We start from the raw sequence: 14,238 nt of genomic DNA on the forward strand, positions 1-14,238 counted from the left end.
ACACTGACCCCCTCCCTGTCAATCCTGCGGATTGAATTGGTTGGAGGTCGCGTTAATTTTAACCGCCTTATATCTCACCACTAAACGGAGTACCGTTTTAGTGGGAGGCTTACGGCGTAATAGCTAACTCTTTTAATCTTTATATAATTTTAACAACAAAGAACTCAGAAGCCAGGAGTCAGAATGACAAGTGTACGACTGGGTGGTGACTCCCATGCTTAGGTTAGGGACTTCAAAAAAATAAAATAATTATCTGTATACTTTATTTTCTGGAAGTCCCTTATTGATTTCATTCATGGGTATTGGGGGTAAATGAGCAATCGTATAGATAGTTACGAGTATTAAGCAATAATTAATTTTTGAAGAAAAAATAAATGCTTCTTTATAGCTTGAAATAACTCTAGAAAAGTTTAATTAACTCATAAGCAAAACTTAATCTTAATCTAACTCACACTTATTAAATTTTATCATGAACTGTAGAGCGTAGGTAGAGTATTGCAGTTTTAAATGAACGCCAAGATTTGAGAATTACTTACAGCACATATCATGCTATAATTATTCAGCTAACACTCTAGTTAGCGGGAGCAGTGCTTCGGGAGCAGTGCTTCAAAGTGAGTTTTCCTATCTGCTTGGTATTCTGTATCAAAAATCATTTAGAATATCTCAGGAAGTAAGAAAATGGCAGCAGAATTTAGCCTTGGTACACTCAGTAATACCCCAGCCGTTATTAGCAACTTTGTTGGCGACCTCGACCCGCAAGACACCTTTAGTTTCAGCCTACCTAGTAGCGGTGGTAATATCAACTTGGCTCTCACTGGCTTAAGCGGTAATGCTGATGTCAAAGTGTTTAAGGATTTGAACAGTAATGGAATTGTTGATGGTGTTGACACAGAGGTTGGTACTTCATCTCGTAGTGGCACCTTTGATGAAGGAATTAACATTGCAAACCAGGCAGCAGGACCTTACGTAGCTCAAGTTGATCCGTTTTCTAGTAATAGTGGATATGATTTGAGGCTATCAACCACTGCCTTGAACTCACCCAGTAACCTCCTGAGCAGCGATGTCCTGCTTGGCGTTCTAACGAGTTCAAGAAACTTTAAGGACTCCTTGAGTAACAATGATACCTCTGATATCTATAATTTCGTTGTGGACACGGCTGGCAGTTTCAGGTTTACCCTCGATCCGGTCGAGTCTCTTGATCCTGATCTCCGACTTATTCAGGATATTAATAGCAATTTAGTGGTTGATCCTGGCGAGGTTATTGCCGCTTCATCTGCTGGTCCTGGTGTAAATGATGTAATTACCAATTTTTTGAATCCTGGTGATAACTACTTTGTCCAGGTCTATCAATTCTCCGGCGACCCCATCAACTATAGCCTGAATGCAACTCCTGTATAGCTAACTGTGAGATGATGTTTGAAAAGTAATAAAAAAGCCCATTGGAATCATCTATTTACACCTCAAACATCACAAAATTGAATCATCATTGAATTTACTACAAAAAGGGAGAGGTTGCCGTTGCCAACCTCTCCCTTCCCCATAATTAATAATGATTATCATTTTAATTATCTTAGGACTAGCCCTTTCAAGATGGGTGGAAATTTTAGTCCATAAATTCTTCTTTAATCTCTTATCTCTGTGTTATCTGTGGTCTGCGGTTAAATAAATTACTTTAAAACAGATATTGGCACAGAGAGCGCTGAGAAAAACAATCTTATTTTACGAGTCACCTTGAAAGGGCTAGTCCTATATCTGTATATTTTATTTTCTGGAAGTCCCTTAACGGATATTCTGAATTCTGACTCCTGTTTACATTTTCATCCCCACAATCTCCTACCTGTTTTCCCACTTAATTTTTGGTGAGCATCTTCCAACAAAGCTGGAATATCTAACTTTTCTGGACACCGAGGCAAACAGTCACCACATTCTGTACAACGGTTGGCTTTCATTCCAGGGAACCAATGACCAGCATTTTCAAACATTCCGTAACGATATTGCCCATAGTCAGTCATATCGTATGCCACTGCAAGATTTCGTAACCGTAACACCTCTGGAATATTGATATTTTCTGGACAGGGCAAACAAGCATAACACTGGCTACACTTATCAGTTTCTAAAGCAACTTTTTGGTGATTTTCTAATCGCTCAAAAGCAGAATTTTCTGCTAATGTTAACTCTTCATCATAGTCAGCGATTCGTAAAGGTTCTCTTAATTCATCTGGGTTTGCTGGGCCGATACTCAAAGTATTAATACGGGTGTCAGCAAGTAAAAATCGATAATTTAACTCTAGGGGTGAATACGGGTAACATAGGTCTTTGAGAGTTTGCGGTGGTGTATAGAGCCGTCCCCCCTTATCAGCAGGGGAAATAATGAAAATGCCCATGTCCTTTTCGGCAGCTAGTTGAATCGCTGGTGCGTGCCGTTGGAAAAAATAGTAATAATGCAAATTGACAAATTCAAAAAAATCTGTATTAATTGCTGCCTGAATTACCTCTAATGACCCGTGGCTGGAAAAACCAACGTGTCGCACTCGACCATCAGCAACAGCTTCCTCTACGGCTTGCATACAGCCATTTTTGGCTTGCACCCACTCTAAATGTTGCCAGGTGTTCAAGCCATGAACTCCCAAGCAATCCAAATAATCTAGCTGTAATCGTTCTAGAGATTCGTCGATGCACCGACGCATGGTGTCAGCATCTGCTGTGGCTGAGATTTTGGTAGTGACATAAAGCCTCGTTCGGGGTACTGACAACCCAGCTTTTAGCGCCCTACCAAGATACTCCTCACTTTTGCCGTAACCTCTGGCGGTTTCTAGATGATTAATTCCTAGCGCTAAGGCTTGTTCAATGGTCTGGTGAGCATTTTCAAAAGAAGCCAGGTAGCGCATTGTTCCCAAGGAAAAAACCGAGAGGCGCAGATTCGTTTTCCCAAAGCGTCGGTATTGCATCTTTAACAAGGAGTTAGGAGTTAGGGAGTTAGGAGTTAGGAGTTAGAAGTTAGGAGTTGAAGGAAGTAATTCATAACTCTTAACTCCTAGCTTTTTTTGCTTAGGAGTTAGGAGTTGAAGCAAAATCACTCATAATTCCTAACTCATAACTCATAACTCATAACTCATAACTTTTTTAACTGTCGCCATTACCAAAGCGCTTAATCAAATCTTCAGGACGGAGATTGGAAATAAATTCACGGAAGGCTTGCTGTTCGGCTTCATCTGCATCGCGATCGACAGGAATAGAAGCATCGGCAATCACTTCTTCCATTACCCAGATGGGGGTATTTGTACGGAGGGCAATGGCGATCGCATCGCTAGGACGCGCATCAATTTCTTTTTTGACCTCGCCTTGCTGGACAATTAAAGCCGCATAAAATGTATCCTTTTGCAGGGAATGAATAATTACCTTTTCTAGAGTCATATTCCAAGTCTCTAGAAGATTCACAATCAGGTCGTGGGTTAAGGGTCTGGGAGGCTTCTGATTCTCCAGCGCACCCATAATTGCCCTAGCCTGTTCCTGACCGATGTAAATTGGCAAAGCCCGCCGATCTGAAGAATCTTTCAAAAGTACGATCGGGCTGCGGGTTATGGCATCTAATGCTATGCCAGCGACTTTCATTTCAATCATTGCCTAAGCCTCTACAATGCTTCGAGAGCCTTGGATGCTGTGTAACAAATAGTACCCCTTTTTTGGCGGTTTGGCGACAGTAATAAACATAAGCATTCGTTCTCTATAATTGCTTCTATTAAACTCCGAACTTGTGGTGAAAACCAGAGTAAGTCAAATTGGTCTTCTAAGACAATAACCTTCTTACCCAAGTATGCCTTGTGAAGGATGCTAATGTGTTAATATCCCTATGCGAAAAAAAGTCAGAAAATATACTTGAATGTTCGAGATTTCTGTGATAATTACCAATTGATTTTAAGCAAAAATAGACAATAAATAGAGTTAGTTTGACAAAAAAGCCGTGTTTACAGGATTAATCCAGGCATTAGGAACGATGGAACCCTTAGGGGGCGATTCTTGGCAAATTACTTGTGTAAGCCATTCGTGTGAAGTAATTATGCAAGATTTGGCTTATGGTGACAGTGTTGCAGTAGATGGCGTTTGCTTGACAGTAGAAAAAGTTTTAAAAGACGGGTTTATTGCCACTGCTTCACCGGAAACTCTACGCCGCACAACTCTCTTAGGTGAGCAAACGCAACAGAGATATGTCAATTTAGAAGCGTCGCTAAGGGTGGGCAGTAAAGTTGGCGGTCATTTTGTGATGGGTCATGTAGACGGCATCGGTCGATTGCTAGTAGCAGAACAAACGGCTAGTTCTTGGGAAATGACCTTTATTGCATCCGAGGCGATCGCACGGTATATTGTCCCCAAAGGTAGCATAGCTGTCAATGGCATCAGTCTTACTGTAGCCGCTTATGAGCCAGAACTCTCTCAATTCAAGGTGGCAGTAATTCCCCTCACATACAGCGATACAAATCTTCGCTATTTGGTTTCTGGAAGTCTGGTGAATCTAGAAGGGGATATTCTCGGCAAATACGTCGAAAAATTCGTTTACCCTGGAAACTCACAGACCACAGCCCCTGATGAAACTAGTATGGATGGCATTACACCCGCATTCCTAGCAGAACACGGGTATTTGTAACTAAAGAAGTTAGGAGTTAGAAGACGCGATTAATCGCGTCTGTACAGGAGTTAGAAGTTTGGAGTTTTAAATTCATAACTCTTCACTCCTCACTCCTAACTTTCTTCTAGCTACCTGGTTCTTGGCTTACCTGAGCAGTTTGCAAGCCTCGTACTACCTGGCTGAGGGCGCTTTGTAATTGCACGCCTGGGTCAGTAGCAACCCACCCGCTCGCTGTCAGATGGCGAACTTCAAAGTGCAAGTGAGGGCCTGTGGAGTTCCCGGTACTACCAACTCTCCCGATGACAGTTCCAGGTTGTACCCACTGACCAGGTTGAACAAAAATTTCTGACATGTGGCCGTAAAGAGTTTGTTCAGCCGATTTGTGATTCAGAGTAACGGTTAAACCATAACCGCCCAACCAGTTAGCAGTTTCCACTTGACCGGCGGCGGCGGCCAAAACTGGCGTACCCGTAGGCGCACCTATGTCTGTACCAGCATGGAAACGTTGATTACCTGTGATTGGATGAACTCGCCAACCAAATACAGAAGTAATGGCACCAGGTATAGACAATGGATACATCATTCCCGTACCACTATAGGCAACTCTCCCCGTGTAGGGGATTTGTGGCAATACTGATGCTAGTGAGAAGTCGTAAGCGACGTTGCTGGGACGGGGTGCAATGTTGCCATCTGCCATTGGTGCAGGTAAAGTACCGCCACTGGGTGCGATGGGAGTTACACTTACTCTCGTGGGGCTGAACTCGCCGGGACTTGGGATAAACCGATTAGGGCGAAATCCGCTCTTGGTGACACCGCTAGAACCAGTTTGAGTTGGAGTACTACGCCATCTGCTGATCTTGCCAGTAGAAGATGCAATCTGCCGCACAGGTGGAACTACTGGTAATTGGGCATTTTGACTTCTTCTAAGCCAAGTAGGTGCTGGTTTACTATTAGAATCAGCTACACTCCTTTGCGGTACTTTGGCGCAAACGCCGCCTAATACACTTTGCCCTGATGGCAAAATGGCTCGACAACCACTGGAGCGTTCTGTGAGAATTACAGAATTTGGTGCTTGATAAGTAGCTGTTGCACCACTGTCATAACTATTAGGATCAATATAGGCGTTATTATAATCCTTGGTTTTTTCCGCCGTTGCACTGACAGGGCTGTTCAAGTTATTTGATGGTTGAGCAACTTCTGGAAGTTTTTCAGGTAAAGAGCGGAAAGGGGTATTGGGTTTTTCCTGTCTCACCCGTGCAGGAGTAACCTGGGATGCTTCTACCTTGGGTTTTGACTGTCTGATAATCACAACAGGTTGAGCAGCTTCGATTTTGGATGTAGACTGCCTAACTGGCTCTTTTGATTGAGCAACCTCTGGCTTGCCTAATCTCTTTCTGAGTCTGGCTCGCCGTTGGGAAAATTCCGGTTGCGCTTGAGCGGCTTCCGGCGCAACAGCCTGCTTTTTAACTGGATTTGTAACTGCTGTTGGCTGGGAACTTTCAACTGTGGGAACTATGTTGTCTATTTGTGTTTCCGTTTGAGCAAACACAAAGCCGCCGCTAAGGAGACTGACGCTACTCAGCCAACAGAGGCTCTGAGCTGGTAGTGTTGAGGCAAAACGTTTTTTTGTTAGACCTTGCTGCCATAAGTAATGCAAACGATGAGGGGCAGAATTATTGCGCTGCGTCATTTGTTCTCTCAGTTGTGTGTAATTAGCCTAAAGAGATGATGCTAGTGGTTTGTCTTGCCCAAAGAGCGGAATTTTGAACAAACCTCAAATTTAAACGGAAGATTTATGGTACCCCAAACTGATTGTACCGGGTTCAATATAAATTTCCGGTGTAATTAGTTCCTTTGTGTCATGTGTTTCTAAATCAACTCGTAAATTTCCTTGAGGAGTCACCCCAACTACTTTACCTGAAAGATTGTTGACGTAGACGCGATCGCCCATATTTATAAGCAAATCTAAATAGCGAGACAAGAGTACCTTTACTCCTTCTCGGCAAAGGCACTCCATACCGGATTCTATTCCCAGCAAGACTGTAGAGGTGAGCATTTCCAGACAAGAAATTGGTCTGAAATCTTGGGAAGCTTGCCACGATTCCAGATTTATTCCAGTTTCGGGTACTGGGTTTGTCCAGTTAATACCAACACCAATTACTGCTTGGGTGATTTGTCCTTTGTTTACTTTGGTTTCTGTCAAAATGCCGCCTAGTTTGCGACCATTTAAAACTAAATCATTGGGCCATTTTATCCCAACATCTACACCGCATTGGCGCAATTGAGACGCAATTCCCCAAGCAGTAGCAAAAGTTAGCTGGTAGCTGTCAGTAGCCTCTATTTTGTGGTCTAAAGAAATCGCCACGGAAACATATAATCCCCCAACCGGAGAAATCCACTCACGTCCCCATTGTCCCCGCCCAGCAGTCTGCACAGTTGCGATTACTACTGTTCCTGAAATAGCCCCTTGGTTGAGTAAGTTCCAGAGGGTTTGGTTAGTTGAAGAGACGCTTTCAAAAAAGTGGAGGGAAAATGGTAAATATGTATACTTACGCCCTGCTTTCAAGGCTGCTTCCAAGTTTTGCAAATTAAATCCCACAGCAGTTAACCCAAATTCCGTTGTTCAAGTTAGCATTGATTGGCTAATGAGTGATTTCTGTTTAGGTTTGGTTGAAGATGCACACTTGGCACTGGCGCAATTGGGAAGGACTGCCCTATCTAACTTGTAGTATTCTGGAACGTTGGCATCATGGCTTCTTTACCCAGCAGTTTTGGCCGCGATCGCCACAAGTTATCACAGAAGTATTGCAACCAGAGGCATCAGTCTATCGCTTAAAGCAGGTTCATGGCAATACTGTTCTCACCCCTCAACAAGTTGAGAGCTTCTTAAGCACTGCTGAGGAAGATTTAGCATCGGCGGATGGTTTAGTTAGCGAACAGCCTCTACAAGCCGTTTGGGTAGCTAGTGCAGATTGTACACCCGTGTTGATTGGGGATGTGCAAACTGGACGGGTGGCAGCATTACACGCAGGCTGGCGGGGGACTGCCAAGAAGATTGTCCCCTTAGCGATCGCTCGATTACAATCTCAAGGCAGCAAACTCGATAATTTACGCATTGCGATGGGCCCGGCGATCGCTGGTGAGGTTTACCAAGTCTCCGTAGAGGTGGCTGCCGAAATTGGGGCTAGTATTATACCATATAACGACGAACAAAAAATTGTTCAAGCATTACATGAATTACCAAATTCACCCTTACTGGAAGACCCCAATCCTGGAAAGGTACGGCTTGATGTGCGGCGAGTGAATACTTTACAACTGGAAAACATGGGGATCAGTGCAGAACAAATTGCGATCGCACCTTATTGTACTTTCCAAACTCCAGAGCATTTCTTTTCTTACCGCCGGGAGAAAGAGAAAAAAGTTCAATGGTCAGGGATTGTTAGCGGCAAAACGAATCAGTAACCCCTATTTTCAAATTAGATTCTCATCTAAGATCGGAACTTGGAGAATGGAAAATATTCTTGCTAAGTCTTGACTGAATTGGTTTAGGGAACTTAACTGCTCACCAATATCTCAAGGGTTAATAAACATTTCGGTTTGTTAACGACCAACTGCATGATGTCCAGCCACAAGGAACCTATGATGGTATCAGGGATATCATCTCCAACATGAACGGGAATTACAAATTCAGTTCCGTTAATGATGAGTTTGCCTTCATAGATATCAAATCGTGCTTCCCCTCGCGCTGTCTGCATCTCGATTTGTGCGCTCATTAATGACCACTCCAATACTTCCAAGTCTTGAGTATTGATGGCTAACCACCCATCTGTAAACCCGGTATCGAATAAAGCTTCAACATAAAATTTCTCATCATTAGCAGCAACAAGCTCAATTTCAAATAGTAGCTCGCCATTATCCCCAAACGAACCTACAATCATAACCTGCCGCAGGTTCCTGTATCGTTGAGTCGGAATATGGTGAGTTTTACTTCGTTAGTGTTGCCATAAGAATCATGAATTTTTTGCATTATCCCCAAGAATGTTGGGTCAATGAGATACTGTTCTGTTTTAGGATCGATGGCAATATGCCAGTTGTAATGCGTTTCAATCAGAGTTGGACGTAAGCGCTCGAAAACAGCACGACACTTTATAGCAAAAGCATCACGTTGTTCCTGACAGTGGGGTACTTCTTCAGATGCTAAGGTTGATGCTTGTATAATGCGGGTGCGTCGTGGGTGCGATACCTGTGTCATATCAATAAAATGTACGCGCTTGTGTGATTTTATTATGGCGTGATTTCGAGTACTTCCCACAGACTATCTAGATTTAGGTTTTCTTCCTCTACTCAAACCACTAGCGCTGTGTTTGAGTAAGGTAATAGACTTTTAGCTGTTAGCCATTCACATATATTTTATATGCCATTTTCCCTGTTCATATCTAGACAAAAACTTAACTCAAGGCTTCACTCAACAACTCACAGTGCATTAAAGCACCATCCACCAAAGATTGCATTTTCTCTAATCATATTTCATCACCTGTTTTTGACGAAGGGAACTAATTGCTAAGACTAAAATACTCAGAGTTATTCCTAAAACCGCATAACTCGGTAGAGCGAAGATAGTTATTTTCATAATGTATGGCAATTCCCCTGCTTTCACGTTCCAGCGATTTGCTAGAGAGCCGATGAGCCAGCCATGAATAACTGCTGTTTGCACTGCAAGACAGCAAACCCCTGCTAACCAAATAGACATTCTTCTCCTAGAGAATTTACAATGCCTGATCTGATAGAGCAAATCATTTAGCAAAAAAATAACAGCAGGTATTAACATCACAGAACTAGTTTCCTGTGAATAGTTTATGCCAATACTCAAGCAACAAACTAGTACCATTTCTGCTAAATATATATTTTTTGACCAGTCGGTGAGAGATTGTTGTAGATACCAATACCAACCGACAAAACCAACAAGTATCAGAACAATTAAGTTTGAAAAAAGCTTGGCAAAGAATGGGTTATTGGGAAGTAATCTCGGGCCCACAACCATCAAATCCAGGCGACTAATCGAAATATAAGGGCTAACTGAGGGATCATTTTGCCAGAGTGAAAATCCACGAGATGCATCCGACAGGAATTGTGTCAAAGAATTATCTGTCAAGGCTAGACCTAAAAATGCTAGAGCAGTTACTGTGACAACTGATACAAAAACCAGAGAAAACCGTCTTTTAAGTAGAAAATATAAAACGAATAATGCAGCTAATGTTGGTTTACAAAGGGCAAGCCCCAAGCAAACTCCTGCTGGAATATCCTGATGTTTTCTAGCCCAGATAAACATCCATAAGATCAGAACTGCAATAAAAATTGCAACATTACCAACTTGAAGATCGCGAACTACGCCATAAATCAAGACAACCGAGATTGTGCAAATAGTTCTCAAAGCTAGTGACTTCGACTCCAGCAGGATATTCGCCCCCCATAAAGCCAAACCGATTGCTAATATATGCATTACAAGCCAGATTGTAAATGCAGTATTGATCGAAAAATAAGCGAGAAACCAGATGAGAGGAATAACATTAGGTGGATAGACAAACGGCGGAATAAAGCCACACACCTTAGTTATGGTACAAAAACTTTGATTAAAAATCTCGAAATTAAAAGGACTCAAATGCTGATGAGCCAATTTACTCGCCACATAATACCATTTAAAATCCCATAAAGGTGGATCTGGCTGGTTTAGAAAATAAACTAGCCAACCTGTATAACAGAGGAATCTTGTAACGACTAATACAACACATGCTTGGAGGAGGAAGTTAACAATTGGTTGACTAAAAAATTGTATCAACCGTTGCATCAGTGAAGATTTTAAGAATAAAGAATTTTTCCAGGCTGCCTTTTCATCATCTAATCGCCAATTATTTTTGAGAACTAAAGCAACTAAAATTACTATAATTAGGTTCCAAAAGCCAAAGCTTATCATCGGAATAATCTCAAGATTTATGTCTGTATATTTTACACAATATGACTGGTATATGAACTTGTGAAAATTACTGATTTTTTACCGTAATCAATTTACAAAATTTTGACCAAAAACCCCGCTTCCATTGATTACCATAGCGGTTATCGGTTGCGTGCAATCCGCCCGCTTATTGGGGTTTTAGTCTTAATTATTATTACAAAAAGCTTGGCTCAATAACTCGCGGTGCATTAATGCTCTATCTACTAAAGATTGTATTTGCTCTGGTGATAACGGATCACCATTAGCGTAATGCTCCATCCAAGTTAGACTAATCAAATTGGGGTCATCTGGTAAACTAGCTAAATCCCATCCAGGCATTTCCAAGTCTTCCATGAGACGATTTACTTTAGGATCATAACTGAGAGCAAAGCAGCGACAACCAACAGATGCTGCCATAATCAAGCTGTGTAGGCGCATCCCAATTGCCATTTCCACGCCGCGAAACACACCTTTCAAAAGTTGCGGATCTTCCAAACACAAAATCTTGCTGACATCTTTAAGGTGTGGTTGAATGGCTTCGACAATACTTAAATCTTCACTTTTTTGAAATGGCAGTAGTAAAATAAAAGCCTGCGTAGCTTTTTGAAAGTCAACCAAAGCACGAGTTAAGTTTGCTAGGCGTGTTTCTGTAAGTTGAGGATGCGATCGCAACGTTACCGCAACTCTCGGCGCAGGTAAATCCCAAAGTCCTGGAACTGGTTTAGATTCCAACGCCCAAACCGGGTCAGGAGCTATAATACAAGGAATTTGCCAATCAGATAATAAAGCAGCACTGGCGCGATCGCGGACACTAATTTTGGTACAATTACCAAAGGTTTGCCGTGCCAACCAACGAGTTTGCGGACGCACTAATGGGCCAATACCCTGCGCCCAAGCAACAGTTTTCAAACCCATTTTCTGCGCCAATGCCATCAGTCCCCCATAATATAATGGGCTGATGGTACTGGTAACATCCTGAATGAGACTCCCGCCGCCCCAAATCAAGGCATCACTTGAGCGTAAAGCTTGTAGTACAGGTAAGGGAGCCATGCGATCGCAGGTTTCTACATTGTAGCGATCGCGCGTTTCCTCTGGATTCCCCGAAAGTACCACAGGGGTTACGTGAGATGGTAACATTTGCAAAAGCGTTGCCAACAAAGCTTCGTCACCACCATTACCTTTACCGTAATATCCAGACAATAACGCCCGCATCTTGACCATTTTGGATTTTAGATTTTGGATTTTAGATTAATAGTTATTATTAAATGAATCTCTGTCCCTGATACAGATGGTAAACTCATTGCCAAGTTCTACTTTAAATAGTGCAGAAGATAGTTAGAACCTCCTCTGAACTCGGAAGTTGAGCCTTTGAACTCGGACGTTGAGCCTCTGAACTCGGACGTTGAGCCTTTGAACTCGGACGTTGAGCCTCTGAACTCGACACTTGAGCCTTTGAACTCGGACGTTGAGCCTCTGAACTCGGACGTTGAGCCTTTGAACTCGGACGTTGAGCCTTTGAACTCGAACGTTGAGCCTCTGAACTCGAACGTTGAGCCTTTGAACTCGGAAGTTGAGCCTTTGAACTCGAACGTTGAGCCTTTGAACTCGGACGTTGAGCCTTTGAACTCGACACTTGAGCCTTTGAACTCGGAATCTTTAAAATTCTAAAAGAACAAGTAAAGATTTTGTTTAAACAAATATAAAATTCAAGCTACATATCACCTTAACAGCGCTACTCCTAACTTCTAACTTATAATTCCCAACTCCCAACTCCTAACTCCTAACTCCTAACTCCTAACTTTCTTATGCACGCCCTTTCGATTCCCACCTGGATTATTCATATTTCTAGCGTTATTGAGTGGATTGTCGCCATTTGGTTAATTTGGACTTACGGCGAACTCACTGGTAATCGCAATTGGTGGGGATTATCCCTTGCCATGTTACCAGCTTTAGTCAGCGCGATGTGTGCTTGTACCTGGCATTATTTCGACAACGCCGAATCTCTAGAATGGTTGGTAACGCTTCAAGCTACCATGACCTTAGTTGGTAATTTTACGCTTTGGGTAGCAGCGTATTTGATTTGGCGTTCTACCAAGTCTCCTAACACTGTCGAACCAAAACCTATTAAATCAGAGCAATGATTTCTAAAGAAACCCTGTTTGCACTTTCACTGTTTCCCTATTTGGGTTTCTTGTGGTTTCTCAGCCGCAGTCCGCAAATGCCGCGTTTAGCGCTGTATGGATTTTACGGCACTCTCGTCTTTGTTGCCATCACCATCCCAGCCGGAATTTATGCTCAATTGCATTATGGCGAGTCTTTGGCCAATGTAGATTGGTTGCACGGTGGTGCAGAAGTATTTTTGACCCTTTCTAATATCTTGCTTGTGCTGGGTTTTGGGCAAGCTGTAAGGCAATTAAAATAATTCGTAATTCGTAATTCGTAATGGGCTTCTCTTCGAGACGCTAAACGCGAACGCCCCGCTGCGAAGACAGTAAATTTTGTTTTGCATTAGCGAACGCGAGTGCGTCTCCAAGAGTTGCTCTCTTCGAGTCCGCGTTCGCTTTTAGCGTCTCTTCGAGAGCGTCTGGGGATTTTAACCCCACCGCAAAACTTGTCGCGATTTAGAAGCGAGGGACTTAGACCCCTCAAAAATGTTAAAAATGAAAAACTAAAGATAATAAACCCAGCTATAGCTAGGGTTTTAATTGCAATGAGGAAGAAGTAAATGGATGTAATTCCAGCAATTGATTTACTAGAAGGTCGCTGTGTGCGACTATATCAGGGAGACTACGATCGCTCACAAGTTTTTAGCGAAAATCCTGCTGATGTTGCCAAACAGTGGGTAGATCAAGGTGCTACCAGATTACATATAGTTGATTTAGATGGTGCTAAAGCAGGTAAAGTAGTAAACCTGGGGGCAATTGAAGCGATCGCACAAGCGGTGTCAGTGCCGATTGAAATTGGTGGAGGATTGCGCGATCGCACCAGCGTGCAACAAGTATTCAATCTAGGCATACAGTGGGCAATTCTTGGAACCATCGCCGTAGAACAACCCCAGCTAGTGCAAGAACTCTGCCAAGAATTTCCCGAACAGATTATCATCGGTATTGATGCTCGTAATGGCCGCGTAGCAACTCGCGGTTGGTTAGAAACCTCAGAAGTTTTAGCAACCCAACTGGCTGTACAAATGCAAGAATTGGGTGCAGCCGCCATAATTTACACAGATATCCACCGAGATGGTACACTTATCGGCCCCAATTTAGAAGCTTTGCGAGAACTTGCAGCAGTAATTTCCATCCCGATAATTGCTTCTGGCGGGGTAAGTTCTGTCACCGATTTGTTGAGTTTGTTGGCGTTAGAACCTCAAGGCGTGACTGGTGTCATTGTCGGACGTGCCTTGTATACTGGGGATATTTTACTCAAAGAAGCGTTGCGAGCGATCGGGCCTGGCCGGATTCAGGATATCCCCCCCAATCTAGATTTTTCTACCTTTGCTTGACATTTTCTGTCTTTGGTGGAAAACTTCACACACTGTACTTGGTACTCCGAGTACAGTAGCGGCTCTCTTAACAAATTCTGGGGGTTTAAGTAAAGAGCTTCTAACAAGCGGTAAGTTTTGTGGCGG

15 protein-coding genes are annotated in these 14,238 nt (G+C 42.8%); 7 read left to right on the top strand and 8 right to left on the bottom strand.

Translation table 11 applies throughout. From position 1 onward, the window contains the following. Nucleotides 1-678 precede the first annotated feature (678 nt). On the top strand, nucleotides 679-1,398 hold the full coding sequence (locus tag LC586_RS04245; protein ID WP_229483246.1) for a PPC domain-containing protein: 720 nt from the start codon (nucleotides 679-681) through the stop codon (nucleotides 1,396-1,398). Between the two features lie 419 nt (nucleotides 1,399-1,817). Here the strand turns inward: LC586_RS04245 and LC586_RS04250 are convergent, their stop codons facing one another. Further along, complete coding sequence (locus LC586_RS04250) at nucleotides 1,818-2,948, bottom strand: aldo/keto reductase (protein ID WP_229483247.1); 1,131 nt, start codon at nucleotides 2,946-2,948, stop codon at nucleotides 1,818-1,820. Between the two features lie 175 nt (nucleotides 2,949-3,123). Continuing rightward, the gene (locus LC586_RS04255) at nucleotides 3,124-3,621 is read right to left on the bottom strand and encodes a bifunctional nuclease family protein (RefSeq protein ID WP_012406891.1); all 498 of its coding nucleotides are present in this window, start codon (nucleotides 3,619-3,621) and stop codon (nucleotides 3,124-3,126) included. 340 nt (nucleotides 3,622-3,961) lie between these two features. Between LC586_RS04255 and LC586_RS04260 the strand changes: the two genes are divergently transcribed. Then, nucleotides 3,962-4,642, top strand: coding sequence for a riboflavin synthase (locus LC586_RS04260; RefSeq protein ID WP_229483248.1), 681 nt, complete (start codon nucleotides 3,962-3,964; stop codon nucleotides 4,640-4,642). A gap of 106 nt (nucleotides 4,643-4,748) precedes the next feature. On the opposite strand, the gene LC586_RS04265 is transcribed toward LC586_RS04260, so the two are convergent. Beyond that, nucleotides 4,749-6,314, bottom strand: a complete 1,566-nt coding sequence (locus LC586_RS04265; protein WP_229483249.1) for a M23 family metallopeptidase — start codon at nucleotides 6,312-6,314, stop codon at nucleotides 4,749-4,751. 90 nt (nucleotides 6,315-6,404) lie between these two features. Beyond that, nucleotides 6,405-7,223, bottom strand: coding sequence for a biotin--[acetyl-CoA-carboxylase] ligase (locus LC586_RS04270; protein WP_229483251.1), 819 nt, complete (start codon nucleotides 7,221-7,223; stop codon nucleotides 6,405-6,407). Between the two features lie 77 nt (nucleotides 7,224-7,300). Between LC586_RS04270 and pgeF the strand changes: the two genes are divergently transcribed. After that, nucleotides 7,301-8,086, top strand: a complete 786-nt coding sequence (pgeF, locus tag LC586_RS04275; RefSeq protein ID WP_229483253.1) for a peptidoglycan editing factor PgeF — start codon at nucleotides 7,301-7,303, stop codon at nucleotides 8,084-8,086. Between the two features lie 92 nt (nucleotides 8,087-8,178). On the opposite strand, the gene LC586_RS04280 is transcribed toward pgeF, so the two are convergent. The 4 genes from LC586_RS04280 to csaB form a co-directional block, all read right to left on the bottom strand. Further along, entirely contained in the window at nucleotides 8,179-8,562 is a 384-nt protein-coding gene (locus tag LC586_RS04280) for an aspartyl protease (RefSeq protein ID WP_229483254.1), read from the bottom strand. Further along, nucleotides 8,559-8,876 carry a hypothetical protein gene (locus LC586_RS04285; protein WP_229483256.1) on the bottom strand — a complete coding sequence of 106 codons (318 nt, stop codon included), beginning with the start codon at nucleotides 8,874-8,876 and terminating at the stop codon, nucleotides 8,559-8,561. Before LC586_RS04285 ends, LC586_RS04280 begins: the two co-directional genes overlap by 4 nt. A 264-nt stretch (nucleotides 8,877-9,140) precedes the next feature. Next, on the bottom strand, nucleotides 9,141-10,595 hold the full coding sequence (locus LC586_RS04290) for a glycosyltransferase family 87 protein (RefSeq protein ID WP_229483258.1): 1,455 nt from the start codon (nucleotides 10,593-10,595) through the stop codon (nucleotides 9,141-9,143). Nucleotides 10,596-10,778: 183 nt separating this feature from the next. After that, nucleotides 10,779-11,825 carry a polysaccharide pyruvyl transferase CsaB gene (gene csaB, locus LC586_RS04295; protein ID WP_229483516.1) on the bottom strand — a complete coding sequence of 349 codons (1,047 nt, stop codon included), beginning with the start codon at nucleotides 11,823-11,825 and terminating at the stop codon, nucleotides 10,779-10,781. Between the two features lie 156 nt (nucleotides 11,826-11,981). Here csaB and LC586_RS04300 point away from each other — a divergent pair, with 156 nt between their 5' ends. The 4 genes from LC586_RS04300 (at nucleotide 11,982) to hisA (ending at nucleotide 14,112) form a co-directional block, all read left to right on the top strand. Next, the gene (locus LC586_RS04300) at nucleotides 11,982-12,281 is read left to right on the top strand and encodes a coiled-coil domain-containing protein (RefSeq protein WP_229483259.1); all 300 of its coding nucleotides are present in this window, start codon (nucleotides 11,982-11,984) and stop codon (nucleotides 12,279-12,281) included. Between the two features lie 137 nt (nucleotides 12,282-12,418). After that, on the top strand, nucleotides 12,419-12,754 hold the full coding sequence (locus LC586_RS04305; RefSeq protein ID WP_229483261.1) for a DUF2499 domain-containing protein: 336 nt from the start codon (nucleotides 12,419-12,421) through the stop codon (nucleotides 12,752-12,754). After that, nucleotides 12,751-13,035, top strand: a complete 285-nt coding sequence (locus tag LC586_RS04310; RefSeq protein ID WP_229483263.1) for a DUF3593 domain-containing protein — start codon at nucleotides 12,751-12,753, stop codon at nucleotides 13,033-13,035. The genes LC586_RS04305 and LC586_RS04310 overlap by 4 nt, the downstream gene beginning before the upstream one ends. A gap of 303 nt (nucleotides 13,036-13,338) precedes the next feature. Further along, on the top strand, nucleotides 13,339-14,112 hold the full coding sequence (gene hisA / locus LC586_RS04315) for a 1-(5-phosphoribosyl)-5-[(5-phosphoribosylamino)methylideneamino]imidazole-4-carboxamide isomerase (RefSeq protein WP_229483265.1): 774 nt from the start codon (nucleotides 13,339-13,341) through the stop codon (nucleotides 14,110-14,112). The last annotated feature ends 126 nt before the right edge of the window (nucleotides 14,113-14,238 follow it).

This window comes from Nostoc favosum CHAB5714 (assembly GCF_020829495.1).
In the GTDB taxonomy this organism is placed as follows: Bacteria; Cyanobacteriota; Cyanobacteriia; order Cyanobacteriales; family Nostocaceae; genus Nostoc; species Nostoc favosum.